This window comes from Rhizobium sp. BK212, assembly GCF_014197475.1.
GTDB classification, from domain to species: domain Bacteria; phylum Pseudomonadota; class Alphaproteobacteria; order Rhizobiales; family Rhizobiaceae; genus Rhizobium; species Rhizobium anhuiense.
Window position 1 is genome coordinate 23131 of the sequence record NZ_JACIFS010000008.1, and the last position, 25262, is coordinate 48392.

Annotated in this window: 24 protein-coding genes and 1 tRNA gene; 14 read left to right on the plus strand and 11 right to left on the minus strand. The window is 61.3% G+C overall.

The genetic code is table 11. The features are described 5' to 3' along the window. The first annotated feature begins 2 nt into the window (after nt 1-2). A complete protein-coding gene (pseG, locus tag FHT79_RS23105) occupies nt 3-1160 on the plus strand; it encodes a UDP-2,4-diacetamido-2,4,6-trideoxy-beta-L-altropyranose hydrolase (protein ID WP_183904206.1) in 1158 nt (385 codons plus the stop codon). A gap of 32 nt (nt 1161-1192) precedes the next feature. Here pseG and pseC read toward each other — a convergent pair whose 3' ends face one another. The 3 genes from pseC to FHT79_RS23120 all read right to left on the minus strand — a co-directional run bounded on the left by pseC (nt 1193) and on the right by FHT79_RS23120 (nt 3631). Continuing rightward, a complete protein-coding gene (gene pseC / locus FHT79_RS23110; protein WP_183904207.1) occupies nt 1193-2362 on the minus strand; it encodes a UDP-4-amino-4,6-dideoxy-N-acetyl-beta-L-altrosamine transaminase in 1170 nt (389 codons plus the stop codon). After that, nucleotides 2359-3357 carry a UDP-N-acetylglucosamine 4,6-dehydratase (inverting) gene (pseB, locus tag FHT79_RS23115; protein WP_183904208.1) on the minus strand — a complete coding sequence of 333 codons (999 nt, stop codon included), beginning with the start codon at nt 3355-3357 and terminating at the stop codon, nt 2359-2361. Before pseB ends, pseC begins: the two co-directional genes overlap by 4 nt. A gap of 200 nt (nt 3358-3557) precedes the next feature. After that, nucleotides 3558-3631 (minus strand) — tRNA-Gln (locus FHT79_RS23120). 244 nt (nt 3632-3875) lie between these two features. On the opposite strand from FHT79_RS23120, the gene FHT79_RS23125 reads away from it, so the two are divergent. From FHT79_RS23125 to FHT79_RS23135, 3 genes are read left to right on the plus strand one after another with little or no spacing between them, the layout of a single operon-like run. After that, nucleotides 3876-5438: a Ppx/GppA phosphatase family protein gene (locus tag FHT79_RS23125; RefSeq protein ID WP_183904209.1), complete on the plus strand. Its 1563-nt coding sequence runs from the start codon at nt 3876-3878 to the stop codon at nt 5436-5438. A gap of 8 nt (nt 5439-5446) precedes the next feature. After that, nucleotides 5447-6166 carry an RlmE family RNA methyltransferase gene (locus FHT79_RS23130; RefSeq protein ID WP_132574215.1) on the plus strand — a complete coding sequence of 240 codons (720 nt, stop codon included), beginning with the start codon at nt 5447-5449 and terminating at the stop codon, nt 6164-6166. Nucleotides 6167-6222: 56 nt separating this feature from the next. After that, nucleotides 6223-6606, plus strand: coding sequence for a VOC family protein (locus FHT79_RS23135; RefSeq protein WP_028759083.1), 384 nt, complete (start codon nt 6223-6225; stop codon nt 6604-6606). Between the two features lie 110 nt (nt 6607-6716). Here FHT79_RS23135 and FHT79_RS23140 read toward each other — a convergent pair whose 3' ends face one another. Then, a complete protein-coding gene (locus FHT79_RS23140) occupies nt 6717-8141 on the minus strand; it encodes a DHA2 family efflux MFS transporter permease subunit (RefSeq protein WP_028759082.1) in 1425 nt (474 codons plus the stop codon). A gap of 251 nt (nt 8142-8392) precedes the next feature. Here FHT79_RS23140 and FHT79_RS23145 point away from each other — a divergent pair, with 251 nt between their 5' ends. The 3 genes from FHT79_RS23145 to FHT79_RS23155 all read left to right on the plus strand — a co-directional run bounded on the left by FHT79_RS23145 (nt 8393) and on the right by FHT79_RS23155 (nt 11705). Beyond that, nucleotides 8393-9385, plus strand: coding sequence for an MBL fold metallo-hydrolase (locus tag FHT79_RS23145; protein ID WP_028759081.1), 993 nt, complete (start codon nt 8393-8395; stop codon nt 9383-9385). Nucleotides 9386-9663: 278 nt separating this feature from the next. Then, entirely contained in the window at nt 9664-11148 is a 1485-nt protein-coding gene (guaB, locus tag FHT79_RS23150; RefSeq protein ID WP_047613763.1) for an IMP dehydrogenase, read from the plus strand. Nucleotides 11149-11150: 2 nt separating this feature from the next. Next, on the plus strand, nt 11151-11705 hold the full coding sequence (locus tag FHT79_RS23155) for a hypothetical protein (RefSeq protein ID WP_047615297.1): 555 nt from the start codon (nt 11151-11153) through the stop codon (nt 11703-11705). Nucleotides 11706-11713: 8 nt separating this feature from the next. Here FHT79_RS23155 and FHT79_RS23160 read toward each other — a convergent pair whose 3' ends face one another. Further along, the gene (locus FHT79_RS23160) at nt 11714-12631 is read right to left on the minus strand and encodes a LysR family transcriptional regulator (protein ID WP_047615299.1); all 918 of its coding nucleotides are present in this window, start codon (nt 12629-12631) and stop codon (nt 11714-11716) included. A 92-nt stretch (nt 12632-12723) separates the two neighbouring features. Between FHT79_RS23160 and FHT79_RS23165 the strand changes: the two genes are divergently transcribed. The 3 genes from FHT79_RS23165 (at nt 12724) to FHT79_RS23175 (ending at nt 14858) form a co-directional block, all read left to right on the plus strand. Further along, nucleotides 12724-13479, plus strand: a complete 756-nt coding sequence (locus FHT79_RS23165) for an SDR family oxidoreductase (protein WP_183904210.1) — start codon at nt 12724-12726, stop codon at nt 13477-13479. Nucleotides 13480-13597: 118 nt separating this feature from the next. After that, nucleotides 13598-14014, plus strand: a complete 417-nt coding sequence (locus FHT79_RS23170) for an MAPEG family protein (RefSeq protein WP_097542894.1) — start codon at nt 13598-13600, stop codon at nt 14012-14014. Between the two features lie 202 nt (nt 14015-14216). After that, complete coding sequence (locus FHT79_RS23175; protein WP_097542933.1) at nt 14217-14858, plus strand: TetR/AcrR family transcriptional regulator; 642 nt, start codon at nt 14217-14219, stop codon at nt 14856-14858. A 6-nt stretch (nt 14859-14864) separates the two neighbouring features. On the opposite strand, the gene FHT79_RS23180 is transcribed toward FHT79_RS23175, so the two are convergent. Continuing rightward, on the minus strand, nt 14865-15821 hold the full coding sequence (locus FHT79_RS23180; RefSeq protein ID WP_003588350.1) for a LysR substrate-binding domain-containing protein: 957 nt from the start codon (nt 15819-15821) through the stop codon (nt 14865-14867). A 255-nt stretch (nt 15822-16076) separates the two neighbouring features. Here FHT79_RS23180 and FHT79_RS23185 point away from each other — a divergent pair, with 255 nt between their 5' ends. Beyond that, nucleotides 16077-16376 carry a DUF1127 domain-containing protein gene (locus FHT79_RS23185; protein ID WP_097542893.1) on the plus strand — a complete coding sequence of 100 codons (300 nt, stop codon included), beginning with the start codon at nt 16077-16079 and terminating at the stop codon, nt 16374-16376. Between the two features lie 90 nt (nt 16377-16466). On the opposite strand, the gene FHT79_RS23190 is transcribed toward FHT79_RS23185, so the two are convergent. Continuing rightward, the gene (locus FHT79_RS23190; protein ID WP_183904211.1) at nt 16467-17318 is read right to left on the minus strand and encodes a DUF937 domain-containing protein; all 852 of its coding nucleotides are present in this window, start codon (nt 17316-17318) and stop codon (nt 16467-16469) included. 243 nt (nt 17319-17561) lie between these two features. On the opposite strand from FHT79_RS23190, the gene FHT79_RS23195 reads away from it, so the two are divergent. After that, entirely contained in the window at nt 17562-18446 is an 885-nt protein-coding gene (locus tag FHT79_RS23195) for a hypothetical protein (RefSeq protein WP_183904212.1), read from the plus strand. A gap of 31 nt (nt 18447-18477) precedes the next feature. On the opposite strand, the gene FHT79_RS23200 is transcribed toward FHT79_RS23195, so the two are convergent. The 4 genes from FHT79_RS23200 to FHT79_RS23215 all read right to left on the minus strand — a co-directional run bounded on the left by FHT79_RS23200 (nt 18478) and on the right by FHT79_RS23215 (nt 22859). Then, nucleotides 18478-19851, minus strand: coding sequence for a glutamate--cysteine ligase (locus FHT79_RS23200; RefSeq protein WP_168332580.1), 1374 nt, complete (start codon nt 19849-19851; stop codon nt 18478-18480). Between the two features lie 146 nt (nt 19852-19997). Beyond that, a complete protein-coding gene (locus tag FHT79_RS23205) occupies nt 19998-20735 on the minus strand; it encodes a 16S rRNA (uracil(1498)-N(3))-methyltransferase (protein ID WP_097542889.1) in 738 nt (245 codons plus the stop codon). A gap of 16 nt (nt 20736-20751) precedes the next feature. Continuing rightward, nucleotides 20752-22248 carry an inorganic phosphate transporter gene (locus FHT79_RS23210; RefSeq protein ID WP_183904213.1) on the minus strand — a complete coding sequence of 499 codons (1497 nt, stop codon included), beginning with the start codon at nt 22246-22248 and terminating at the stop codon, nt 20752-20754. Nucleotides 22249-22310: 62 nt separating this feature from the next. Next, nucleotides 22311-22859, minus strand: coding sequence for an NUDIX hydrolase (locus tag FHT79_RS23215; RefSeq protein ID WP_047613768.1), 549 nt, complete (start codon nt 22857-22859; stop codon nt 22311-22313). A gap of 264 nt (nt 22860-23123) precedes the next feature. Here FHT79_RS23215 and FHT79_RS23220 point away from each other — a divergent pair, with 264 nt between their 5' ends. Both FHT79_RS23220 and FHT79_RS23225 read left to right on the plus strand, forming a co-directional pair. After that, the gene (locus tag FHT79_RS23220; protein WP_097542886.1) at nt 23124-24002 is read left to right on the plus strand and encodes a LysR substrate-binding domain-containing protein; all 879 of its coding nucleotides are present in this window, start codon (nt 23124-23126) and stop codon (nt 24000-24002) included. 97 nt (nt 24003-24099) lie between these two features. Then, on the plus strand, nt 24100-25257 hold the full coding sequence (locus FHT79_RS23225; RefSeq protein ID WP_183904214.1) for an adenosylhomocysteinase: 1158 nt from the start codon (nt 24100-24102) through the stop codon (nt 25255-25257). Nucleotides 25258-25262: the final 5 nt, after the last annotated feature.

Below are 25262 nucleotides of genomic sequence, written 5' to 3' on the forward strand. Positions count from 1 at the left end.
CGATGATGCAAGATCCGGGCGCGCAAGATCGGGATTTCATCTGTGAAATGACGCAGAAAATTCTCTTTCGTGCTGACGCGTCCGCTGACATCGGAGCAGGCCACGTGATGCGGTGCCTGACCTTGGCGAACACTCTGAAGGCCCACGGCTACCGCTGCGTTTTTGCCGCGAGGTTCATGCTCGAAAGCCTTGGAAGGCTGATTGAGGATGCCGGGCATATCCTGGTCAGGTTGGATGGCGGCTCTGAAAATGTTACCGATGGCGAACCTGTCTTGTCTCACGCCGGCTGGCTGGGCGTCGCTCAGGAAACCGATGCAGATCAATGCCTGCTGCTGAGCAGAAGCGGGCAATGGTCCTGGATCGTCGTCGACCATTACGCAATCGATTTCCGGTGGGAAAAAAGGCTTCGCCCGTTCTGCGATCGCCTGATGGTGATCGATGATCTCGGCGATCGCGTCCACGACTGCGACTTGTTGTTGGATCAAAACCTCGGAACCGGTGAGCAGAAGTATGCCGGCAAAGTACCTGCCAATTGCAGACTTCTGTTGGGTCCGGGCTATGCGCTGCTGCGTCCGGAATTTGCTGAGTTACGACACTACAGCCTGGCCCGCCGGAGAACGCCGCAACTGCAGCAGCTTCTTATCACCATGGGCGGAGTGGACAGGAACAACGTGACATCGGACATTCTGGAGGCGTTGAAGAGATCTCCGCTATCTCCATCGTGCCAGATTACGGTCGTTATGAGTTCTCAATCGCAATGGCTGAGAGGTGTGCGCAATTTGGCGCGGTCGATGCCCTGGCCGGCAAAGGTCCGTGTTGACGTGACCGATATGGCGCTGCTGATGGCAGATAGCGATCTCGCGATAGGCGCCGCCGGCGGCAGCGCGTGGGAGCGCTGCTGTCTCGGCTTGCCCAGCCTCACTGTCATACTGGCGGATAATCAAAGGCAAAGCGCTCACGCGCTTTCATCGCGAAAGGCTGTTATCGCGCTGGATCCGAACGGTCCCGAATCCCTTGCCGAAAGCTTGCCGAAAGCCCTATCGGCTCTCATCGGCGATGGCCTCGAGGCAATGGTGGAGCGCGTCTTTGCGGTAGGAATTGATGGTTTGGGGGCAGTGAAGGTGGCGTCCGAGATGGCAGGCGTGCCGCCTGCCAGGTAATCCGCCGTCCCTGATCGGGATGATCGACAGCCTTATGCGGTAACGGCTTCCCGCAACGCCACGATGACCTGCTCCTGCTGCGCATCAGTCATCGTTGGGTACATCGGAAGGGTTATGGCCTCTGAATAATAGGATTCAGCCTCCGGGTAGGTGTTACGTTGAAAGCCCAAACGTTGATAATACGGCTGCAGATGCACCGGGATATAATGGAGGTTGACATTGATGCCTTGCTTCAGCATCGCATCGAAAATGTCCTTGTGACTCTTCCCGATCTCTCCCGATTTGACACGAATGACGTAAAGATGCAGCGCGGAGTATCCGTCAGGATGCTGCCAGGGCGTGATCACAGGCAAGTCGCTGAACGCGTCGTCATAACGTCTCGCCAATTGATGGCGCTTGGAGACGTAGCTGTCCAGACGATCCATCTGGCTTAATCCCAGCGCGCCCTGCAACTCGGTCATGCGGTAATTATAGCCGAGATCTATCTGCTGATAGTACCATGGCCCGTCCGGCTGTTGCGTCATCCTGTCGGGTTCGCGGGTGATGCCGTGGCTACGCAGCAGGCGCATCTTGTGGGCGAGTTCGGGGTCGTTGGTAACGGCCATTCCGCCCTCTGCCGAGGTGATGATTTTCACGGGATGAAAGCTGAATATCGTAATGTCGCTATAGCGGCAGTTGCCGATAGGCTCGTTGAGATAGCGACCTCCAATCGCATGCGATGCGTCCTCGATAACAGCAAAGCCAAAACGAAGCGCCAAAGCATGGATCGCCGCAAGGTCACAGGGCTGCCCGGTCAGATGGACTGCGACGACCACCTTCGGCAGCCGTCCCGCCCGCTCTGCTTCCAACAATTTTTGCTCGAGCGCTGCCGGCGAAAGATTGTAGCTGTCCTTGTCGATATCGACGAAGTCGACATCAGCGCCACAGTAGAGAGCGCAATTGGCGGATGCCACGAAGGTGATCGGGCTTGTCCAAAGCAAGTCACCGGGACCAAGTCCGAGAGCGAGGCAGGCAATGTGGAGCGCCGAGGTCGCGCTGTTCACCGCAACAGCATGGAGTGCACCGCAATAGGATGCGACGGCCTGCTCGAAACGAGGCACGACAGGGCCTTGCGTCAGAAAGTCAGATCTCAGAACGGCGACGACTGCGTCGATATCCGCATCGTTGATATCCTGTCTGCCATAGGGAATGGAGGAACTCATATCATTCCGATCTTGAGACGATTTTCTTCGATCCAGGTCTGGAGAGATGCAACGCTCAGCCATTCCTTATTGTTGTCGCTGGTATAGCTGAAGCCTTCCGCGACTTTCACCCCGTCCTTTATGCGCTCGGCACTGGTGCCCCAATTATTGATGGCCGGCAGTATCTTGAAATGATCGTTATATTCGTAGGTGTAGAAGGAGTCTTCTTCGCCAATCATCTGCTCATGAAGTTTCTCGCCTGGGCGGATACCGACAATTTCGATCTGAGCTTCCGGTGCAACGGCGGCGGCGAGATCCACCATCTTCATGGAAGGGATTTTTTTGACGTAGATCTCGCCGCCTTCCATGTCGTCGAAAGCGTGCCAGACCAGTTCCACACCTTGTTCAAGCGTGATCATGAACCGGGTCATGCGCCAGTCGGTGATGGGCAGCACACCCTTGTCTTTGATGGAGAGGAAAAACGGAATGACCGAGCCGCGCGATCCCATGACGTTTCCATAGCGAACCACCGCAAAGCGTGTGCGATTGCCGCCCGAATATGAGTTGCCCGCGACAAAAAGCTTGTCGGAAGCGAGTTTGGTTGCTCCGTACAGGTTGATCGGGCTGCTGGCTTTATCGGTCGAGAGTGCAACGACGCGTTTTACTCCGCGGTCTATGCAGGCGTCGATGACGTTCATGGCGCCGTTGATGTTGGTCTTGATGCACTCAAAGGGATTGTATTCCGCTGTCGGCACTATCTTCGTTGCCGCGGCATGAACGACGTAATCGACCCCGTCGAGCGCCCTGTACAGACGCTCTCGGTCTCTCACATCACCAATGAAGAAGCGTACTCGCTTGTCGGCACTGTATTTCTTGGCCATTTCCCACTGCTTCATTTCATCGCGTGAATACACGATGATGCGGCGCGGGTTATAACGTTCAAGTGTCATTGGAAGAAATGCATGGCCGAATGACCCGGTGCCGCCGGTGATGAGGATCGATTGACCTGTCAGCATAATTCACGTTCTCTTCAACATCATTAATCGTAAATCTTCTAACGACGCGTTCTCGGCCAAGCAAGGGTTTGCGACGTCGATACAGTCCGACTTGAGTGCCGATGAAGCTGCCAGTCCAGGCAAACAGGCGTTGATCGTTTGCTCACCGCAAATCACCTGCGGAGCTATCGTCGGCCTATGAATTCGTCCTCGGAAAATTTTGGCTGGGGAACCTGGACTCGAACCAAGATTAACGGAGTCAGAGTCCGTCGTTCTACCATTGAACTATTCCCCAGCAGTTGCCGCCGAAGCATGGCTTGGCTGCTGTGCGGCGCTTATAACCAAAAGCGGGCGGATTGCAAATACCCGTTTTGAAAAAATTCGGTGCCGTGCGGAGGACGTGAAACCAGCCGCAAATCCCCTGTCCAAAAAAGAATTTGGCGAATTCGGCGGGCGCTGATATTCTTGCGGCAACGCAAAAATCGAATGAGCGCCTGCTGCATACCTCAGGGACTTGCGCGGCGCGATGGAAAAAGAACGTGGAAGACCCCGAAGGCGGCGCCAAGCCGCAATTTGACGGGGCGTCGGCGGCAGGGCGCAAGGACGGCAAGAAGTCCAGGCGCCGCAAGGGCAAACGTGGCGGGCAATCCCGCAACGCTGCTCATCCCGCTTCGCATGAGCCTTCCGGCGGTGCCGGACAGCCTGCGCGCCCGATGGAAGATGCAGCCGGCAATCCGGCCCGCAAGCGCAAGCGCCGCCGTCGTGGCGGCCATGGTGTTGCGCAGAACGGTTCACCTCAACCTCCTGTGATGGAACAGGCCGCAGCGGCAGAGCATGCTGCCCGCTCCGATGGCGATTCGGCGCCGAGCCGGCGCAACCGCCGCAAGCATCGTGGCAAGCGCGGTCTGCAGGGCCGGCCGCTGACATCGGCAAAGCCTTCCAGTGCTCCGCAACAGGAAAGCCGCGTGGAAGAGGCGCGCATATCCGTTCCGCGCGAAACGCAGAACGGCGCGGCCGCCAATCGCAAGGGCCGTCAGGATGGCCAAATCAATCCCGGTTTTCAGGGGGATCGCCAGGCCGGCGACCACGCCTGGCCGGAGGAGCTCTACGCCGCTCTCGATCTCGGCACCAACAATTGCCGTCTGCTCATTGCCCAGCCGACCCGCCCGGGTCAGTTCCGCGTCGTCGACGCCTTTTCCCGCATCGTGCGCCTCGGCGAAGGCCTTGCGGCAAGCGGCCGTCTCTCGGATGAGGCGATGGAGCGGGCGATCGAGGCGCTGCGGATCTGCGCCTCCAAGCTCAGGAACCGGGAGATCCGCCGCATGCGGCTGATCGCCACCGAAGCCTGCCGCCAGGCGGTCAATGGCGAGGAATTCCTCAGCCGGGTCGTTGCCGAAACCGGCCTGACGCTCGAGATCATCGATCGCGAAACCGAAGCGCGGCTTGCCGTCTCCGGCTGCTCCTCGCTGGTCGGTCGCGAAACGCGCTCTGTCGTGCTGTTCGATATCGGCGGCGGTTCGTCGGAGATCGCCGTCATCCGCATCGGCGACAATCGCTTCAGCCGCCTCGCCAACCACATCACCCACTGGACCTCGCTGCCGGTCGGCGTGGTGACGCTGTCGGAGCGCCATGGCGGGCACGACGTCACGCCGGAGGCTTTCGAGGGCATGGTGCGCGAAGTCGAAGGCATGCTCGGAGGCTTCGATTGCCCGGAGATCGAGGTCGCCCAGACCGGCGACTTCCACCTGATCGGCACATCGGGCACGGTGACGACGCTTGCCGGCGTCCATCTCGACCTGCCGCGTTATGACCGGCGCAAGGTCGATGGCATCTGGCTGTCCGATGACGAGGTGTCCGCCATGCAGGCAAAGCTTCTCTCCTGGGATTTCGAAAGCCGCGCCGCCAATCCCTGCATCGGGCCGGATCGGGCCGATCTGGTGCTGGCCGGCTGCGCCATCCTCGAGGCGATCCGCCGCCGCTGGCCGAGCCCGCGCATGCGCGTTGCCGATCGCGGCTTGAGGGAAGGCCTGCTGACAGACATGATGGCCGATGATGGCGTGTGGCGGCGCCACCGCAACCGACGCGGCCAGAGAGCGAGATAGAGGAAGGCATGACCAAGGCACCGATCGCGGGAAACCGCACCGGCCGCAAGCTCGGCCAGCGCGTCAAGAACAAGAAGATGAAGGCCTCCTCGCGCCAATGGCTGGAGCGCCATATCAACGATCCCTATGTGCAGCGCGCCCAGCTCGAAGGTTATCGCGCCCGTGCCGCCTTCAAGCTGCTGGAGATCGACGAGAAACACCATATCCTGCGCGGCGCCAGGCGCATCATCGATCTCGGCGCTGCACCGGGCAGTTGGTCGCAGATCGCCGCCAAGGTCACCGGCTCGACGGATGAGGATATCCGCGTGGCCGCGATCGATTTCCTCGAAATGACCCAGCTGCCCGGCGTGAAGATCCTGCAACTCGACTTTCTCGATCCCACTGCACCGGAAAAGCTGCTGGAGGCGGTCGGCGGCACGCCCGATCTCGTCATATCGGACATGGCCGCACCCACCACCGGCCATCACCGCACCGATCATCTGCGCACCATGCATCTCTGCGAAGTGGCGGCCCATTTCGCCGTCGAGGTGCTTCAGGAAGGCGGGCACTTCCTGACCAAGACCTTCCAGGGCGGCACCGAGCGTGATCTGCTCGCCATGCTGAAGCAGAACTTCCGCCAGGTCGTGCATGTCAAGCCGAACTCGTCGCGCGCCGAATCGGTCGAGATGTTCCTGCTCGCCAAGGGCTTCAAGGGGCGCAAGGCGGAAGGTGAAGCAGAGCAAGCTTGATCTTGGGGCCGGTCCTGTCCGATGATGCGGCCCTAAGATTGGAACCGCTGATCCCCATGCTTCTTTACGTCACGCTCGGAACCAACGACCTTTATCGCGCAGGGCATTTTTATGATGCCGTGCTGCCCGTGCTCGGCTATCGCCGCCAGCGCGATTCGGAGGAGGAAATCGGCTATGCCGCCGATGGCGATACGCGCTGCCGCTTCTGGGTGGTGACGCCCTTCAATCGCCGTCGGGCGACGTCGGGCAATGGCGTCATGGTGGCCTTTGCGGCCGAGCGCCGGGCGGATGTCGATGCCTTCCATGCGGCGGCGATAGCCGCGGGCGCCGTCGATGAGGGCGGGCCGGGCCTGCGCTCCTACCATGCCCATTTCTATGCCGCCTATGTGCGCGATCTCGACGGCAACAAGCTCTGTGCCGTCTGCGAAAGTCCCGAATAGAGCATGTCGCGCAAAAGTGTGCAGCGGTTTTGCGCTATAGACATGCGAAAAACCAAAGATCTAAAGCGTGGCAAGCGAATCCGAATGATCGCGACACGCTTTAGGCTGCCTTATTTCACCGCGTGCTGCTCGGCCTCAACGGTTGCTGCCGCCATCGCCTTCGAGCGGTGTCCGGAAACGAGCGCGCCGGCATTGCGGTCCATCCGGATGAAGGGAATGGTCGCAATAATAGTCAGCCCGGCGATGATGTAGAAGGCGAGGTGGAAGTCGGCGACCTGCAATTCCTCGCCGCTGATATAGATCGAGCTCTCCAGGATCGCGGCGGCGACCGCGACGCCGAGCGCCAGGCTGATCTGCTGCATCACCGAGCTCATCGAGGTCGCCTGGCTGGCTTCGGCATCATTGATGTCGGCAAAGGCGAGCGCATTGACGCCGGTGAACATGAAGGAGCGGGAGAAGCCGCCGAGCAGCAGCACGCCGATGATGACGAGGTGCGGTGTCGACGGCGTGAACAGGCCGGTGACGACAGTCACCAGCGTCGTCACCATGGCGGCGGCAAGCAGCGTCGTGCGGAAGCCGGCGGCGGCGAAGACGCGCTTCGCCATGAATTTGGTGGTGATCGCCCCGATGGCTCCCGCAAAGGTGATGAGGCCGGATTGGAACGGCGTCAGCCCGAATCCGAGCTGCAGCATCAGCGGCGTCAGGAAGGGCATGGCGCCGACGCAGATGCGAAACAGCGTGCCGCCCAAGGTGGAGGCCCGGAAGGTCGGGTTCTTGAACAGGTTGAGGTTGAGGATCGGGGCCGGATGGCGCTTGGCGTGGCGCACATAGAGAAAGCCGCAAGCAAGGCCGATCAGAGTGGCGGTGACGCCGATGACGGGGGGCAGGGCCGGCAGGCTGACCACCGACAGGCCGAAGACGACGCCCGCGGCCGAAAGCGAGGTGAGCACGAAACCGGTGAAATCGAGCTTCGGCGGCGCCGTCGCCTCCACTTCCGGCAGGAAGATCGTCGCCAGCCAGATGCCGATGATGCCGACCGGCACGTTGATCAGGAAGATCCAGTGCCAGCTGAAATAGGTGGTGATGAAGCCGCCGAGCGGTGGTCCGGTGAGCGGGCCGACGAGCGCCGGGATGGTCAGCAGCGCCATGGCCGAGACCAGATCGCTGCGCTTCGTCGTGCGCACCAGCACCAGGCGACCGACCGGGGTCATCATCGCGCCGCCCATGCCCTGCAGGAAGCGGGCGAAAACGAATTCGACGAGGTTGGAGGAGATGGCGCAGAAGATCGAGCCGATGACGAAGACTGATATGGCAAGCCGGAAGATCTTCTTGGCGCCGAACCGGTCAGCCATCCAGCCGCTCACCGGGATGAACACGGCAAGCGCCACCATGTAGGAGGTCAGCGCCAGCTTCAGCGTGATCGGCCCGACATGCAAATCACTAGCGATCGCCGGCAGCGCCGTCGCAATGACAGTCGAATCCATCTGTTCCATGAAGAGGGCGACGGCGAGGATCAGCGGGACGATGCGGTTCATAGGCGGGAGCCTTGATGGGGCAGCGGATTGGAGCTGGGAAGGCCAGTGCTGTTTAGTCCCAGTTCCCAGCCGTGCCAATCCCCAAATCCGGGTCCACGAGACGTTTGCTTCACGTCTGCGTGAGACGACTTGCGCATCAACGTCGGCAGTCAAGATTGACATATGTCTACTTGGCCGGAGCAAGAAATCCGGCCGGGATCGACACTGCGGGCCGTGCGGCGACGCATCGCACGTCATAAGAGGATGGACATATGGCAATTTCATCGGGAATAAAGCGGCGCACCCTTTTTGCCGCAGGCCTTGGCATGCTCGCGGCGCCGGCAATTTTTAAAGAGAGGGCCGAAGCGGCCGCAACTGGAGAAAGCAATCATATGGATGGAACGCTTTTGCCCGAGATCAATCAATTCAAGCTCGGTTCCTATAAGTTCACCGTCGTCCGTGACGGCACCAGCATCGTCGAAAAGCCCTATGAAACCTTCGGCACCAATCAGAACCCCGAAACGGTCCAGGCGTTGCTGACCGCAAACTTCCTGCCGGCCGACAGGTTCATGAGCTTCTACACGCCGGCTCTCATCGATACCGGTTCGGATGTCATCCTCGTCGATACCGGCTTCGGCGTTGCCGGCCGCGCTCGCGGCGCCGGCCAACTGACCGAAGGCCTGAAAGCGGCAGGCTATTCGGCCGACGACGTCACGCTGGTGGCGCTGACCCATCTGCACGGCGATCATATCGGCGGCCTGATGGAAAGCGGCACGGCTGCCTTCAAGAATGCCCGCTATGTCGTCGGCCAGGCGGAATATGATTTCTGGTCGGACAAGGCACGCGAGGGCACGCCGGCCGAAGGCAGTCACAAGGCGGTGCTCGCCAATGTCGCACCGCTCGCCGAAAAGACCACCTTCATCAACGACGGCGATAGCGTCGCGCCCGGCATGACGGCGATGCTGGCGGCCGGCCACTCGCCGGGGCATATGGTGTTCCACGTCGAATCCGAGGGCAAGCGCCTGATGCTGACCGGCGATACGGCCAATCACTATATCCTGTCGCTGCTGCGGCCGGATTGGGAGGTGCGCTTCGACATGGACAAGGCGCAGGCGGCGGCCACGCGCCGCAAGGTTTTCGAGATGATCGCGACCGACAAGATCGCCTTCCTCGGCTACCACATGCCGTTCCCGGCGGTCGGCTTCGTCGAGAGGCAGGATGGCGGTTATCGCTTCGTGCCGAAGACCTACCAGTTCGACATCTGATCTGGAGCAATTCCAGCAAAAACGCGCAGCGACTTTCCCGGGAATGCGTAAAAAGAAGGATCTGAAGCGCGAGCGGCGAATCTGAAAGATCGCGATGCGCTTTGGACGCATGGCACCCATGACGAGCCCGGCGGACGCGCCGGGCTTTTTGCTATTTCCTTCCTGTCATAGACGTGTTACCAGCCCTCGCCAACTTCCAAGCAACTCATGCACACCGCCGGGGCGGACGATTCGTTTCCGGGCCGGGTTGCATTTTTCTTAAATGAAGGAATTTGGCCATGGCACGCATCATAGAAACGGCAACCGGCGCGGACGCGCTTACCTTTGACGACGTCCTGCTGCAGCCGGGACATTCCGAGGTCATGCCCGGCCAGACGAATATCTCCACGCGCATCGCTCGGGATTTCGAACTCAACATCCCGATCATCTCATCCGCCATGGATACGGTCACCGAGAGCCGCCTGGCGATCGCCATGGCCCAGGCCGGCGGCCTCGGCGTCATTCACCGCAACCTGACGCCGATCGAGCAGGCCGAGCAAGTCCGGCAAGTGAAGAAGTTTGAAAGCGGCATGGTCGTCAATCCGGTGACGATCGGCCCCGATGCCACGCTTGCCGATGCACTCGGGCTGATGAAATCCTACAGCATTTCCGGCATCCCCGTCGTGGAGAAGTCCGGCCGCCTCGTCGGCATCCTGACCAACCGCGACGTCCGCTTCGCTACCGATCAGGAACAGAAGATCCATGAACTGATGACCAAGGACAAACTGGTCACCGTCAAGGAAAACGTCGATCAGCAGGAGGCCAAGCGCCTGCTGCATTCGCATCGCATCGAGAAGCTCCTGGTGGTCGATGCCGAAGGCCGCTGCGTCGGCCTCATCACCGTCAAGGATATCGAGAAGTCGCAGTTGAACCCGAACGCTTCCAAGGATGCGCAGGGCAGACTTCGGGCTGCGGCCGCCATCAGCGTCGGCGATGACGGCTTCGAGCGCGCCGAACGGCTGATCGAGGCCGGCGTCGATCTTCTGGTCGTCGACACCGCCCATGGTCATTCGCAACGCGTCCTCGATGCCGTCACCCGGGTCAAGAAGCTTTCCAACTCGGTGCGCATCATGGCCGGCAACGTCGCCACCTATGACGGCACCAGGGCGCTGATCGATGCCGGAGCGGATGCGGTCAAGGTCGGTATCGGTCCGGGTTCGATCTGCACGACGCGCATCGTCGCCGGCGTCGGCGTGCCGCAGCTCGCCGCCATCATGTCGGCGGTGCAGGCCGCGAATGATCAGGACGTGCCCGTCATCGCCGATGGCGGCATCAAGTTCTCCGGCGATCTGGCCAAGGCGATCGCCGCCGGCGCTTCCGCCGTCATGATCGGCTCGCTGCTGGCCGGCACCGATGAGAGCCCGGGCGAGGTCTATCTCTACCAGGGACGCTCCTTCAAGGCCTATCGCGGCATGGGCTCCGTCGGCGCCATGGCTCGCGGCTCGGCCGACCGCTACTTCCAGGCCGAGGTGCGCGACACGCTGAAGCTCGTGCCGGAGGGCATTGAGGGCCAGGTGCCTTACAAGGGGCCGGTCTCGGGCGTCATCCACCAGCTCGCCGGCGGCCTCAAGGCGGCCATGGGTTATGTCGGCGGCAAGGACCTCAAGGACTTCCAGGAGCGGGCCACGTTCGTGCGCATCTCCGGTGCCGGTCTTCGCGAAAGCCATGCCCATGACGTGACGATCACCCGCGAGAGCCCGAATTATCCGGGCGCCGGCCTCTGATCATGAAGGCGGGCAGCGGGATTCCTCTCTGGATCGTCGCGCTGCTCGCAGCCCTCTGCCTTGCCGTGCTCGCCTGGACGACCTTCGGTTTCGTCGTTCCGTTCAAGCACGAAACCGGGCAGGCGGTGCTCGATACCTATTTCGCCGGTTACGATGAGTCGGCGGTCTTCCACATGCAAAAGCTGCTCGATGAGAACGAGACGGCGACCAGGTTGCTGCGCGCTATGTATTTCGGGCCGGAGCTGGTCTTTCCGGCACTGCTGACGGCACTGCTGTTCCTCGCCTTCCTCAAGCTCGGTCCTGCCGGTGCGTGGTTTGGCCGATCGGTGCATCCGCTTGTCGGCAGGGCGATCTATCTGCTGCCGTTCATCTACGGCATCGCCGATTACGGCGAGAACATCTCGAGCCTCATCGCCTTCGGTAATGGTGCGCCCTCAACGCTTGCAACGCAGCTGCTGCCGTGGATGACGCGGCTGAAATTCGCAAGCCTCGCCATCTGCTTCATCCTCATTGTCCGGCTTGCCATCGGCCGCTGGCTTGCGCCGCGTGAAGATTGAGGGTGCCATCAGCCTGTCCACCGCCACGTCGGATTTGCAAGCCGCGCCACCATGAAATCCGAGAGCACCTCCACCTTCGCAGGTCGAGCTCGGGCAGAGGGCGTGACGAAATAGAGCGCTCCGCTCGGCAGCGTCCAGTCGGGTAGGATCGCTTTCAACCTGCCATCGGCGAGATATTCGTGCGCCATGAATTCCGGCAGCTCTACAACCCCAAGTCCGTGCAACGCCATTGGAATCAAGGCTTGCGAATTGGTGGAGCGCAAGGGACCGGCCGGCACGACAACTTCCTCTTCGCCTGCCTTATTGCGAAAGCGCCAGACGTCCTGGCGCGGCCGATAGGCGTATCCTAGACAATGATCGGCCTTAAGCTCGCGCGGATGTCGCGGCGTGCCGTATCGATCGAGGTACGCAGGTGCAGCGAGAATGAAGGGAGCCACCGCTGCCAGCCTCCGGGCGACCAATGAGGAATCCGGCAGAACGGCAATTCTCAGGGCAGCATCGAATCCGTCTCCCACCAGGTCGACGACGGCGTCGCTCATATGCAGGTCGATAGAAATATCGGGATAGAGGTCGAAAAAATCGGGCAGGATCGGCGCCAGCCAGCGTGTGCCGAAGGCCATCGGCGCGGCAAGCCGGATAAGCCCTCGCGGTCGGCTGGACAGCTCGCGCGCTGCATTTTCCGCAGCCTCTGCCTCCGCATAGAGCCGCGAGGCACTGTCGACCAATCGCAAGCCGAAATCGGTCAGCGCCAGTTGCCGCGAGGTGCGGTTGAAAAGCCGTGCGCCAAGTCTCTCCTCCAGCCGGCTCACGGCCCGCGAAACGGTAGGCACCGATACACCGAGCGTCCTAGCGGCGCGAGCGAAAGAACGCTCTTCGGCCACCTTGGCGAACATGGCCAGGCCTTCGAAATCCGGAAAGTTCGTCATTTCATTCCTGTAACGATAGCTTTCATTTCTTTCTATTTCGAAACGTTTCTCGCGTCCATATCTCAGTCTCGGTCGAACAACAGGAGACGACAATGACACAGAGATTGAGTGGAAAGATCGCAGTGATTACCGGCGCGACATCGGGCATTGGCCTTGCCACTGCCAAGCGTTTCGCCGCCGAAGGCGCCCAGCTTTTCGTGACCGGCCGGCGCAAGGACGTGCTCGACGCGGCGGTTACGGAAATAGGGGGTAAGGTTGTCGGCATCCAGGCGGACTCGGCAGAGCTTGCAGACCTTGATCGGCTCTATGAACGCGTGAAAGCCGAAGCCGGCCGGATAGATGTGCTGTTCGTCAATGCCGGCGGTGGTTCGATGCTGCCGCTCGGCGAAATTACCGAAGAGCAGTATGACGACACGTTCGACAGAAATGTGAAAGGTGTTCTTTTCACCGTGCAGAAGGCTTTGCCGCTGCTCGGTTCGGGCTCATCGGTTATCCTGACGGGATCGACGGCGGGCTCGACCGGCACTCCGGCCTTCAGCGTTTACGCCGCCTCGAAGGCCGCGTTACGAAGCTTTGCTCGCAACTGGATCCTTGATCTCAAGGATCGCGGCATTCGTATCAATACGCTGAGCCCCGGTCCTACAAAGACAACTGGTCTCGTCGAACTCGCCGGTAAAGATGAGGCGCAACAGCAGGGCTTGCTCGATTATCTCGCAACCCAGGTGCCAATGGGGCGCGTCGGCCGCGCCGAAGAGATCGCCGCCGCCGCACTCTTCCTCGCTTCCGACGATTCGAGCTTCGTCACCGGTATCGAACTCTTCGCCGACGGCGGCGCCGCGCAGGTGTGACGAAATCCGGCGGCCCGCCAATGTTGGATGGCGGGCCGCCGACGCTGGTATCCCGCTCGTCTTTCGACTAATGCTCGCGTTGAAAGCGGAAGCAGAAGCGGAAAGGAAACGGCCACATATGACCGGCTATCAAATCTTCTGGCCACTCCTCGCCCATGTGGCCCTGGTCTACGGTCTTTATGCGCTGCTCGGCATGCGGCGCGCGAAAATGGTCCGCGCCGGCAGCATCGCCAAATCGGATTATCGCGAAAATCGCGGCGAGCCGGCCGAAAGCCTCATCGTCAAGAACTGCCTCGCCAATCAGTTCGAACTGCCCGTGCTGTTCTACGCCTGCTCAATTCTTCTCTATATCACCGAGGCCGACAATCTCATCTCTGTCGTCCTCGCCTGGGCCTTCGTCGCCCTGCGCTACGCCCATGCCGCCATTCACGTCACCAGCAACGATATGCGCTATCGCAGCCCGATCTTCGCCGCAGGTTACATCATACTCGCCGCCATGTGGGTATGGCTCGCCGCATGGATGGCGATGAGCTGAGGAGCGCGTGCGCCTCGTCCGTCACTGACCGGTCACGCGGCTGACACCGTATCGGTACCGGTTGCGATGGGTAAAATCACATCCTGGAATCGTGATCGTCACGGGCTTTTCTCAACCGTTAAAATGCGAGCATTTCCATTTACCGCCGATGAACACCCTGCATGTCATGCCTTCCGCCGCGAACAATAAATATGGGAACGACATGGGCGCGGAAAGCATGGATCGGATCGGCTTGCGTAGGAAGCCGAAGCAGGAACGCAGCATCCAGAGGCTGGATCTCATCCTTGCCGCGGCCGCCAGGATCATTGCCGAAAAGGGCGTCAGCGCCATGCGGATGACGGAACTCGCCGTCGCCGCCAAAGTGCCGATCGGTTCGGTTTACCAGTATTTTCCCGAGAAGGCGGCGATCGTCAAAGCCCTGTTCGACCAGCACGCTTCGGCGATCCAGGCGAAGACGGCGGCGATGTTTGCCGACGTCAGGTCGCTCGACCAGGCGCTCGACCGCGTTTGCGCCATCATCGACTGGTATTACGATTTCTACCATGACGATCCCGTCTATCTCGGCGTCTGGATGGGCACGGAGACCGATCAGGATCTGCTGCAGCTGAACATCGAGCATAGCGGCCGTGTCGCCGGTATCTTCCATAACGCCGTGCGCGATCTCACTCCCGACCTTTGCGACGAGGATATGTACGCGCGCACTTACCTGTTCAGCCACCTGATCGGCGCCGTCATCCGGCTTGCCGCCGTCAGCGACAAGGAGTTGGCGCGGCGCATGCTCGACCAATGGAAGCGCGTCATCCGCGCCTCCCTTTTCACCACGACCGTGCCTGCTGCTGCTTGAGTCGGCTTACCAGCTCGGAACCATATTGGCGGCCTTCAGCCGCGGATAAAGGCGTGCCTGGGCGGATTTGACATCGGCCTCGAGGGTATCGTCGACGACGGCAGGGGTGATGTTGTCGAGGCAGGCGGTGATATGCGCCGTGATCGCGTTCATCAGCGAGAGCGAAACGCCCGGCCGCTTCATGATGCCGATCTGCACCGGCGGCAGCGCCGGAAAACCGTCGGCCTGGCTCAGTACCTTCATGCCTGTTCGCAATGCCGATTCCGGCATGACCGAAACCGCCATGCCGGCAAGCACGGCAGCGGCAACCACGGTGCAGGACCAACTGGTGAACAGGATCTGGTGCTCGCGTCCCACAGCATCGAGCGCCGAGCAGGCGAGCTGGCGCCACTGGCAGTCGCGCCGGCCGACGGCAAGCGGCACCGGCGCGTCGTCGCGGATCGGATGGTTGGCCGAGCCCACCCAGCAGAGCGGCTCGGTTCTCACCACATCGGACATGCGCTCGCGCGGATTGTGGGTGACGAGGGCGATGTCGAGCTCGCCTTTGTGCATGCGCTCGGCGAGATCCACCGAAGGCTCGCAGACGATGTAGAGTTCGACATTCGGATGCGTCTTGGCGAAGCGGCCGATGATTTCGGGCATGTAGCGGTCGGCATAATCGTCCGGCGTGCCGATCCGCAGCGTCCCCTCCAGCCTGTTGTCGTCGAAGGCGGCGATCGCCTCATTGTTGAGGCGAATGATGCGCCGGGCATAGTTGAGCAGCTTCTCACCCTCGACCGTCAGCCGGTTGCCGCGCCCATCCTTGATGAACAGCTGCTTGCCGATGCGCTCTTCGAGGCGGCGCATCTGCATGGAGACGGCCGATTGGGTCTTGTAGACCCTGTCGGCCGCCTTGGTGAAGCTGCCGGAATCGACGATGGCGATGAAAGTCTGCAGTTGGTCGAGATCAAGAGGTGCGGACATGGTTTCACCCATAAAGATAGCTGATGATAATCATTAGAAACATTCGTTGGACTGATCAATAGGTCTTTGGCATCTTCGGGATGCAAATCAAAGCAAAGTGAAGGACAGACACCCTGCCTGTCTAAGCGGAATTCAGCTTGCTCCTTCCCGCATGACCTCGCGGGAGGGGTGGGTTGCGTTGCGCGCCGATCTAAAACGTTACAGCGCCCTTTATGCGTCTAAAGACGTGCGGCACTGTACAGAAAGGAGAGTTCAATGCGCATGACAGACCGGACACTCGAACTCGACTGCGGCAAGCCGACCCCGACGTTTTTCCAGCGTCTGGCGGCAGGCCTCGCACCGTTGGCCTCTCTCTTTCGCGTGTTCCGCAATCGCATGGAGATCAACGCGCTGCATGATCTGAACGACACGCAGCTGAGGGATATCGGCCTTACCCGGTCCGATCTGACCTCCGCGTTCCTGGCGTCGACCTTTTTCGAGGACCCGTCGGAACATCTGACGCGTTCGGCGCGCAATCGCTGGCGCCTGTCGTCTCTTTTGCGCTCCTACGAATAGTAGGAGCGTCGAGTTTCCCCGCAGGGTGATAGCCAATAGCCCTGCCGCTTGACCCGGTGATAGGCTTTCCCAAGCCATCTCCGGGTTTTTTTATTCGGAGGAGGGTTTCGGCCGGTAGGTTTCGAAGATCGCTTCCAGGTTCTTCTGGTAGCTCTTCTGCACTTCCAGTCCACTGTCGAACATGGCGTTCAGCATCTGGGTATAGCTGTCGGCATTGACCTTCGCCTCTTCCTTGGGCGCCTCCGGTGTCTTGGCCTTGGTCGGGGCCGCCGGCTGCTGGCCGAGCCCGCCCATCATCTCCTGGAAGGCCTTGGCGAAGGGATTGTCGAGGAAGGGGTTGGGCGTCTGCGTCGGCGCAGGCTTCGGCACCGAAAACATCTGCTGCATCGCCTGCGTGAACGGATTGTCGAAGATGCTGGGCTCCGGGGCCGGTTTCGGCGCGAAGCCGGTACTCTCAAGCCATTTCTGGATGGTCTCGCCCATCGCCGTGTTGAAGAAGGGGTTGACCGGCGAGGCCATCTGTCCGGTCGTCTGCTTGAAGAGCCCGCCCATCAGCGTATCGGCCAGCACGGGCAGCATCCGCTTGTAGATATCCTGGCCGATGCCGGTCATCTGTGCGGCCTGGGCGGCGACTGCGCGCGAAACCTCCTTCGAGCCGAAAAGCTGGGCAAGGATGTTGTTGCCGTCTGAAATGCCCTCCGGTGTGAAGGCCCGGCTCATATCCTCGAAATAGCGCCCATAGTTGCCGGAGGAGACCGCCTGCATCAGCCCGACGAAATCGTAAGGATTGCTGGTGCTGCGCTTCAGCCCGGCGGAAAAGGCCGGCATCAGCGCCGCCATCGCCTTCGTCGCCTGTTCCTGCGCGAGGTTGAACTGCCGGGCGATCGCTTCCATCGCCGCGCCATTCTGCGCCTGCATCATCATGTCGAAGAGTGGCAGCATGGAGGTCCCTTTCCCCGAGTCGTGACGCGTTGTAACGCCACTATAACCTGAAATGCTCATGCGCAAACGGCTTTTTGCCATAAGAACTTAGGGAAGAATTTGGCCGGTGTTACCCGGCCGAGGCCCCAGCGAACCGAGCTCACGAGCGAAAGCGGCCACAACGACGGCAGGCTGTCACGCCTTAACCAGCATCTATGCTATCCTCACCGGAAACCGATCCCTGCGCGCCGGCGTTTTCCTTCCATGGCCGAGACGAAATCCCCCGCTGGTCACGACGAGGCGCCGCCCGGTGAAGACGGTGAAAAGCCCGGCGCGGATATTTCCTTTCCCTATGACAGGATGACCGTCGAGCAATTCCGAAGACGCTTTCCCCGTGCCCGCTGGAGCGATGCCCGCAAGGCTTGGTTTGTTCCCGGCCGGACGGCGTCCCGCCGCATCGGACGGTGGCTTGCCGAGATGGAGGCCGAAGCCGACGCCCACGCCGATGCGAAGGGACGCGACGCCTTCGTCTTCGATCCGATCGACAGTCCCTACCTCGAATTCGGCAAGGCAGGTTTCCGAATTCGCACACCCTATTCGAAAACTGTTGTCGACAAACTGCGCGAGGTGCCGTTTTCACGGTGGGACGGTGATCTCAGAATATGGCACGTTCCCTTCCGGTCCTATGAGGAACTCCGACGACGGTGGCCTGATATCGAGACTGCGGCGCGCAGAAACGAACCGGCGGAGAGACGGCGTCGCGCCGAGGAGCGCAAGGGAACCGAACAGGATATACGCAGCAAGCGCCGCTCCGCGGAACGCAAGCGTCATCGTTACCCGCTTCAGAGCGATGACTTGCCGCCGATCGAGCGTCCGGTGGCCACTGCCTATGGAATCGTCGTCTTTACTGACATCTCAGGCGAACTGGTCGAGCCGGACGTCATTGCGGACTTCTATCCCGGCGTAACCGAAGATCGCGTCTGGGGACATTGGCGGGTTCCCACACTCGAAGAACTCGTCCGCACCTGGCCGGCGAAAGTTCCTCCGGTTGAGGACGCCGAGTGGTGGCTGCCGACCATTGAGGAACTGAGACCGGCTCGCCGTACGGCACGATCGCGTGAAGCCAGGAAGCGCGCGAAGGCGCCGTGAACCAACTTGAATTCCTTGAAACAGTCTCGCCTCAGTACTGATAGTCCTCGAAGACGGGTTCCACGGAACCGTTCCAGCGGCCGTGATAGAGCGACAGCAGATCCTCGGCGAGCGTTGCTTTCTTGGCGAGCACTTCGTCGAGCGGCGCAAGGAAGATGGTCTCGTCCTGGCCTTCGCCGTTGAGCTTGCCGCGCGCCTTGAGGCCGGCCTTTGAAATGCCGACCACCTCGCGCGCCATGTCGAAGAGCGGATGGCCGCGGAATTGCGCCTTCAAGCCTTCGGCGGGAACGGCATTGCGCAGGGCGCTGATCTCGGCAAAGCTCCAATCCTTCGTCAGTTCGTCGGCGGCCTCGAGGGCCGTATCGTCGTAGAGCAGGCCGACCCAGAAGGCCGGCAGCGCACAGATGCGCCGCCAGGGGCCGCCGTCGGCGCCGCGCATTTCCAGGAAACGCTTCAGCCGCACGTCGGGGAAGAGTGTCGAAAGATGGTTCGTCCAGTCCCCCATCGTCGGCGCCGGATCGGCGACTTCGCCCTTCAACGCGCCGTTCATGAACTGGCGGAAGGTGACATGGGTACAGTCGTGATAGTGGCCGTCGCGGACGATGAAATACATCGGCGCGTCGAGCGCCCATTCGGCATAATCGCGGAAGCCGAAATCGTCGCGGAAGGTGAAGTCGAGCAGGCCGGCGCGTTGGTTATCGACATCGCGCCAGATATCGCCGCGCCAGGAAAGCAGCCCGTTCGGCTTGCCTTCGGTGAAGGGCGAAGATGCGAAGAGGGCGGTCGCCAGCGACTGCAGCTTCATCGAGACGCGCATCTTCTTGCGCATGTCGGCTTCCGAGGAGAAATCGAGATTCACCTGGATCGTGCAGGTGCGGTACATCATGTCGAGACCCTGGGTGCCGACCTTCGGCATATAGCGGGTCATGATCTCGTAGCGTGATTTCGGCATTTGCGGGGTTTCCGCATAGGTCCATTTCGGACTGCCGCCGATGCCGAGGAAGCGGATGCCCATCGGCTCGGCGATTTCGCGCAGCGTCGCCAGATGCTGGTTCGATTCCTTGCAGGTCTCGTGGATCGTCTCCAGTGGTGCGCCGGAGAGTTCGAACTGGCCGCCGGGCTCGATCGAGATCGCGCCCATGCCGTTCTGCTCGGCAAGGCCGATGATGTTGCCGCCGTCGGTGATCGGCTCCCAGCCGCTTTTCTTCTGCAAGCCGGTCAAAAGGGCCGAAATGCTGGCATCGCCGAAATAGGGAACCGGACTGTTGTCGGCGCGGAAGAAGGCGAACTTCTCGTGTTCGGTGCCGATCCGGAAGCGCTCCCGCGGCTTGTTGCCGGCGGCAATGTAATCGGTCAGATCCTGGACCGAAGAGAGCGGTGTCTGGTCGGTAGTGTCGCGGGCCATGCGGGATACCTGTATTCAAAAAGGCGCCCAGGGGGCCGGGCAGTTGGAAGGGTGATTAGGACCCAAGCCACCCATGTTGCAAGTGAAATTGTTTCAACGACGCATCAAAAAAATAGCAGCGATTTCCATGTCAACCCGTTTTCGACCTAATTCCAGTCGCCGATCGCCGCCTGGACCACCGCCAGCGCCGCAACGGCCGCCGTATCGGCCCTGAGGATGCGCGGTCCGAGCGGAATGGCGGTGACGAAATCGAGGCTTCGAAGCCGCGCCCGTTCCTCTTCCGAAAAGCCGCCTTCCGGCCCGACGAGCAGAGCAAGATGCTTTTCGCGGATCGCCGACAGCACCGGCAGCGGGTTCTGCCCGGCGTCGCCCTCGTCGCAATAGATGATGCGGCGCTCGCTCGGCCAGCGGTCGAGCAGGTCGAGAAGCCTCACCGGCTCGGTCACATCGGGGATGCCGAGAATGCCGCATTGTTCCGCCGCCTCGACGACATTGGCGCGCAGCTTGTCGAGATTGGTGATCTTGCCCTGGACGTGCTGGGTCATGACCGGCTGCAGCAGGCCGGCTCCCATTTCCACAGCCTTCTGCACGAGATAATCCATGCGGCCGACCTTGAGCGGCGCAAACAGATAATGCAGGTCGCAAGGCTGCGGCTGCGGCCGGGTCTCTTCGGTTGCCGTCAAGACGATGCGTTTGCGCGTAGGAAAAGTGAGGCTCGCCTTCCACTCGCCGTCGCGGCCGTTGAAGAGCAGGATCTCCGCCCCTTCCTCCATCCTCAGCACATTGGCGAGATAGTTGAACTGGTCGGTATTTGCCTCGAGGACGGCGCCGCGGGAAAGCGGCGCGTCGACGAAAAGCCGTTGCATACGGAAATTGGCGCGCATTCGAAAACTCGGGGTTTCACACGAAGAGCGCGAACATAGCCCAATAAATCATTGCCGCAAGCGCCCCCGAAACCGGCACGGTGACGATCCAGGCAGCGACGATCGTCATGAAATGCGAACGTCGCACGAGATAGCGCCGCCGCGTCTCGTGAATGTTCGGCTCCTCCGGCTCGTCGATATCAAAGCTCTCGGCCTTGCGCCTGATATAGGCGATGCGGCGCTTCGAATGACGCGTGTACCATTCGCGGAAGAATCCGACGCCGAAGACCGAGCCGACGGCGATATGCGTGGTGCTGACCGGCAGACCGAGCCAGGAGGCGACGATGACGGTAAAGGCGGTCGACAGCGCGACGCAATAGGCCCGCATCGGATTGAGCTTGGTGATCTCCTCGCCGACGAGGCGGATGAGGCGCGGCCCGAAGAGCAGCAGGCCGACCGAGATGCCAAAGGCGCCGATCAGCATCACCCAGAGCGGCGGATGGCCGATGGCGTCGCCGCCGACGCCGACCGAATGGACGATCGCCGACAGCGGCCCGACCGCATTCGAAACGTCGTTGGCGCCATGCGCGAAGGACAGCAGCGCCGCAGAGCCGATCAGCGGCAGGCGGAACAGCACCCGCAGCGAACTGTTGCGGTTTTCAAGATCCCGCGCCTGGGCGAGAACGAGCGGCCGGGCGGCAAGCCAGCTTAGCAGCCCGGTGGCAATTCCGATGAAGATGATGGTGAAGGATTGAAATTTGCCGGCTGGCGACAGTTGCAGCACCATATAGGCCATGAAGCCGCCGGCCATTGCCGCCACCAGCACCGGCACCCAGCGCTTGGCCGCCGCGATCTTATCGTCGCGATAGATGATCAGCGTCTTGACGAGATAAAGCAGCCCGGCTGCGATCAGCCCCCCGATCAGCGGCGAGGTGATCCAGCTCGAAGTGATTTCCAGCAGCACCCGCCAGTTCACCGGCTCCGGCCCGACGGCTGAGATGCCGGCTCCGATCACTGCTCCGACGATCGCATGGGTGGTGGAAACCGGCGCATTCATCCAGGTCGCGAGATTGATCCAGAGGGCCGCCGCCATCAGTGCCGCCATCATGATCCAGCCGAGTATTGCCGGCGGCACCTGGACGGCGTCGACCAAGTTCGAGGAAATTGTCTTGACGACCTCGCCGCCGGCGATGGTGGCGCCAAGGATTTCAAAAATCGCCGCGATGACCAGGGCCTGGCCCATCGTCATGGCGCGCGCGCCGACCGCGGCACCGACATTGTTGGTCACATCATTGGCGCCGATGTTCATCGCCATGTAGCCGGCAAGCGCCGCCGCCGCCACCACCAGCATCGCTCCCGGCCGGTCGAACACATAGACGCCGGCAAAAAGCATGGCCAGACCGAGAAAGATCAGTCCGAGACCGGGCGCCACCAGCCGCCGCAAAACATGCTTCGCCACGTCCTCGGCATGGGTGATCTTGTCGAGGTCCTTGTCGAGCGTGCGTTTCGTGAGGACTGCGGGACGTGGCGGCATTCTTGTTCCTGAGAATGAATCTGCTTCTACGCTGCTTTTCTAGCAGTGCAAGATGGCAGGAATCATTCCGCCGGAATTTGCTTGGCCGCCGGAATTTCGTTGTCCGTTGAAATTTGCGTCGCCGCGTTGGCCGAAAGCCTGTCGGTCATCTTTTTCTTGAAAGCAAGGAAGAGGTGACGGAGCTCCGGTTCGCGCACCCGCCCGGCCGCCTCGTCGAACGACACCCATTCGATGCGGCGCTCGCCTTTTTCCTTGAAGTTCTTCATCATATTGGTGACTTCGAGCGCATAGACCTGCACCTTGCAGACCACCTGCACCCCATCGCGCAGCACTTTGGGATAGGTATAGGCGCCAAGCGTCTCCGGCTCGACCACGCCGCGCACGCCGGCTTCCTCGAAGGCCTCCTGCATCGCGACCTCATGGGCGCATTTGCGCGTCATCGGCCAACCCTTGGGAATGACCCAGCGGCCGGTGTCGCGACTCGTCATCAACAGCACCTCGACCTCGCCGCTCTTCTTCTTAACCCGGTAGCAGAGCGCACCATATTGCTGTCGCGGCGGGCGCCGGAACATCAGTTGCACATCGGAAGCCAGTCGGGCGAAAAGAGTCAATTGTCGGGTCACCTTCACAGTCGTCGTTAGGAATCACTCATATACGTATATCACGGAAAGCTTACGCAATCCAAAATGGCATGACGATTCGAAACGCCATTTGATCGTCGTTCATAGGGAAAATCGAGGTAGGACAGGTTCGGAGAATCCGTCACGCCCTGTCTCGAATGCGTCACATTGCACAGCTGTACAATATGGCGTGATCTTGCCTTTCGTTCAATGGCAAGATCAAGTGATGCACTATGATTTTCGAATGTGGTAATCATGCGTCTACCCCCTCTCAACGCCGTCCGCGCCTTCGAGGCCGTCTGCCGTCACGGCAGCATTCTGAAAGCTGCCGAAGAGCTGAATGTGGTGCGTGGCGCCGTGCGTCAGCAGATTGCCACGTTGGAGAATCACCTCGGCCGCAAGCTCTTCACGCGTGACGGCCGCCGGCTGGTTCCGACGGTGCAGGCGAGCGCTTTCGCCGCCGCAGCGGGCGTGGCTTTCGACATTCTGCAGCGCGCCGTTTTGGAGCTCGAAGACGCCGAGCAGAATCGCATTCGGCTCGGCGTGCCCTCCGCCTTCGCGGTCTGGTGGCTGATGCCGCGCGTCGCGGATATGCAGGCAAGTCTCGGCGATACGGCGGTCGAGATCGTGCCGATGACCGTGGTCGAACCGCTGCAGATGCACCCGGAGTTGGACGCTGTGATCATGGGCGGTGAATACCGGCCGGCCCCGGGGATCACCGCTCTGCGATTCATGGAGGACGAGTTCGGCCCGGTCTCCACACCTTCGCTCGCCGCGACACTATCCAAGGACCCTGCAGCGATGGGTGCACTGACGATGCTCGCCAGCCGCAGCGTTCCGAAGCTCTGGGACGAATGGTTCGCCGAAAGCGGCACGCCGCCGGTCGTCTTTTCCCGCGTCCAGGAATTCGAGGATCTGCTGCTGGCGCTGGGGGCTGCCCGCTCCGGGCTTGGCATCGCGCTTGCGCCGCGTGCTTCGATCGAAGACGATCTCGAACGCCGGCATCTCGTGGCGCCCTACGGCTTCATATCCCGCCCGTCGGGCTACAGCCTCTGCTGCCGCACGCCGGATGCGAAACGGCCGGCCTTTGTGGCTTTGTCCGGCTGGCTGCTTCGTTGCGGGACGTCGGCCTGAAAGGGCAGATTTTCTGCCCCTTCGCCAGAATTACTTCCATATTCGCAGCCCTGTTGCTCCGCTAAAACAGCACCAAGGCGCAAATAGGAAAGAGATGATGGAAAAGACCGCAACCCGTATCGATTGGATCGGCGGCAGCTGCCGGCTGCTCACGGCGACGGCGGCCGAATTCGAGCGGACGCGTCCTTTCGAGGGTCTATCGATCGGTACCGGCATCCATCTCGAGCCGAAGACGGTGGCGCTGTTGATGACGCTGCGCGCCGGTGGCGCGCGTCTCGTCTGCACCGGCAATCTCAACAGTACCCAGCCGTCGACGGTCGAGTTCCTGCGTTCACAAGGAATCACCGTCTTTGCCACGCAGACGACCGATCCCGCTGCCCATCATCAGAGCCTCGAAGCGGTCATCGCCGAGAAGCCGGATCTGCTGCTCGACAATGGCGGCGATCTCTTCGCCATCGCGTCGGAAAAGCCCTATGCCAATCTCCTGGGCGGCACCGAGGAGACCACTTCGGGGCGCACCCGTCTGCTGCCGCTGCGCGAGCGGCTGGAGATGCCGATCCTCGTCATCAACGACAGCCCGATCAAGCAGTTCGCCGAAAACAGGCATGCCGTCGGCCAGAGCCTGTTCGAAAGCTACCTGCGCTTCACCAACCGCTCCACCAACGGCAAACGCGTGACCGTCTTCGGCTACGGCGCCTGCGGCAAGGGCACGGCCGCCTGTTTCCGCAATGCCTTTTCAACCGTCAGCGTCGTCGACATCGATCCGGTGACGACGCTCGAAGCCCATCTCGACGGTTTCGTCACGCCGCTACGCGACCAGGCGATCCGCTCGGCCGATATCATCGTCACCGTCACCGGTTTTGCCGGCATCGTCACGGCAGCCGACCTGCCGCTTGTCAAGGACGGCGCGATCCTGATGAATGGCGGCCATTTCCCGCATGAGATCGATGTCGAGGCCCTTCGCCGCCATCCCGATGTCACCGGCATCGATCGCTACGAGGCCGACCATATCGAGACCTTCCATCTCGCCGACGGCCGTTCCTTCCATGTACTCGGCGGCGGTCACATGGCCAATCTCGCCGGTCCGCGGCCGCTCGGCAATACGGTCGAGTCGATGGATCTCGGCTTCACCCTCCAGGCCCGCTGCCTGGAACGCATCGCCCGGGGCGAGGCCGGTCCCCAATCCTGCGTCGTCCCCGTACCCCGCGATATCGACGCGATGGTGGCGAACGCCTATCTCGATCTGGCGCGCTAATTCTC

Excerpts from the sequence above, each read along its gene's own strand:
- pseG (WP_183904206.1), top strand. The coding sequence starts at position 3 with ATGATGCAAGATCCGGGCGCGCAAGATCGGGATTTCATCTGTGAAATG.
- pseC (WP_183904207.1), bottom strand. The coding sequence starts at position 2,362 with ATGAGTTCCTCCATTCCCTATGGCAGACAGGATATCAACGATGCGGAT.
- pseB (WP_183904208.1), bottom strand. The coding sequence starts at position 3,357 with ATGCTGACAGGTCAATCGATCCTCATCACCGGCGGCACCGGGTCATTC.
- FHT79_RS23130 (WP_132574215.1), top strand. The coding sequence starts at position 5,447 with ATGACCAAGGCACCGATCGCGGGAAACCGCACCGGCCGCAAGCTCGGC.
- FHT79_RS23135 (WP_028759083.1), top strand. The coding sequence starts at position 6,223 with ATGCTTCTTTACGTCACGCTCGGAACCAACGACCTTTATCGCGCAGGG.
- FHT79_RS23140 (WP_028759082.1), bottom strand. The coding sequence starts at position 8,141 with ATGAACCGCATCGTCCCGCTGATCCTCGCCGTCGCCCTCTTCATGGAA.
- FHT79_RS23145 (WP_028759081.1), top strand. The coding sequence starts at position 8,393 with ATGGCAATTTCATCGGGAATAAAGCGGCGCACCCTTTTTGCCGCAGGC.
- guaB (WP_047613763.1), top strand. The coding sequence starts at position 9,664 with ATGGCACGCATCATAGAAACGGCAACCGGCGCGGACGCGCTTACCTTT.
- FHT79_RS23155 (WP_047615297.1), top strand. The coding sequence starts at position 11,151 with ATGAAGGCGGGCAGCGGGATTCCTCTCTGGATCGTCGCGCTGCTCGCA.
- FHT79_RS23160 (WP_047615299.1), bottom strand. The coding sequence starts at position 12,631 with ATGACGAACTTTCCGGATTTCGAAGGCCTGGCCATGTTCGCCAAGGTG.
- FHT79_RS23165 (WP_183904210.1), top strand. The coding sequence starts at position 12,724 with ATGACACAGAGATTGAGTGGAAAGATCGCAGTGATTACCGGCGCGACA.
- FHT79_RS23170 (WP_097542894.1), top strand. The coding sequence starts at position 13,598 with ATGACCGGCTATCAAATCTTCTGGCCACTCCTCGCCCATGTGGCCCTG.
- FHT79_RS23175 (WP_097542933.1), top strand. The coding sequence starts at position 14,217 with ATGGGCGCGGAAAGCATGGATCGGATCGGCTTGCGTAGGAAGCCGAAG.
- FHT79_RS23180 (WP_003588350.1), bottom strand. The coding sequence starts at position 15,821 with ATGTCCGCACCTCTTGATCTCGACCAACTGCAGACTTTCATCGCCATC.
- FHT79_RS23185 (WP_097542893.1), top strand. The coding sequence starts at position 16,077 with ATGCGCATGACAGACCGGACACTCGAACTCGACTGCGGCAAGCCGACC.
- FHT79_RS23190 (WP_183904211.1), bottom strand. The coding sequence starts at position 17,318 with ATGCTGCCACTCTTCGACATGATGATGCAGGCGCAGAATGGCGCGGCG.
- FHT79_RS23195 (WP_183904212.1), top strand. The coding sequence starts at position 17,562 with ATGGCCGAGACGAAATCCCCCGCTGGTCACGACGAGGCGCCGCCCGGT.
- FHT79_RS23200 (WP_168332580.1), bottom strand. The coding sequence starts at position 19,851 with ATGGCCCGCGACACTACCGACCAGACACCGCTCTCTTCGGTCCAGGAT.
- FHT79_RS23205 (WP_097542889.1), bottom strand. The coding sequence starts at position 20,735 with ATGCGCGCCAATTTCCGTATGCAACGGCTTTTCGTCGACGCGCCGCTT.
- FHT79_RS23210 (WP_183904213.1), bottom strand. The coding sequence starts at position 22,248 with ATGCCGCCACGTCCCGCAGTCCTCACGAAACGCACGCTCGACAAGGAC.
- FHT79_RS23220 (WP_097542886.1), top strand. The coding sequence starts at position 23,124 with ATGCGTCTACCCCCTCTCAACGCCGTCCGCGCCTTCGAGGCCGTCTGC.
- FHT79_RS23225 (WP_183904214.1), top strand. The coding sequence starts at position 24,100 with ATGGAAAAGACCGCAACCCGTATCGATTGGATCGGCGGCAGCTGCCGG.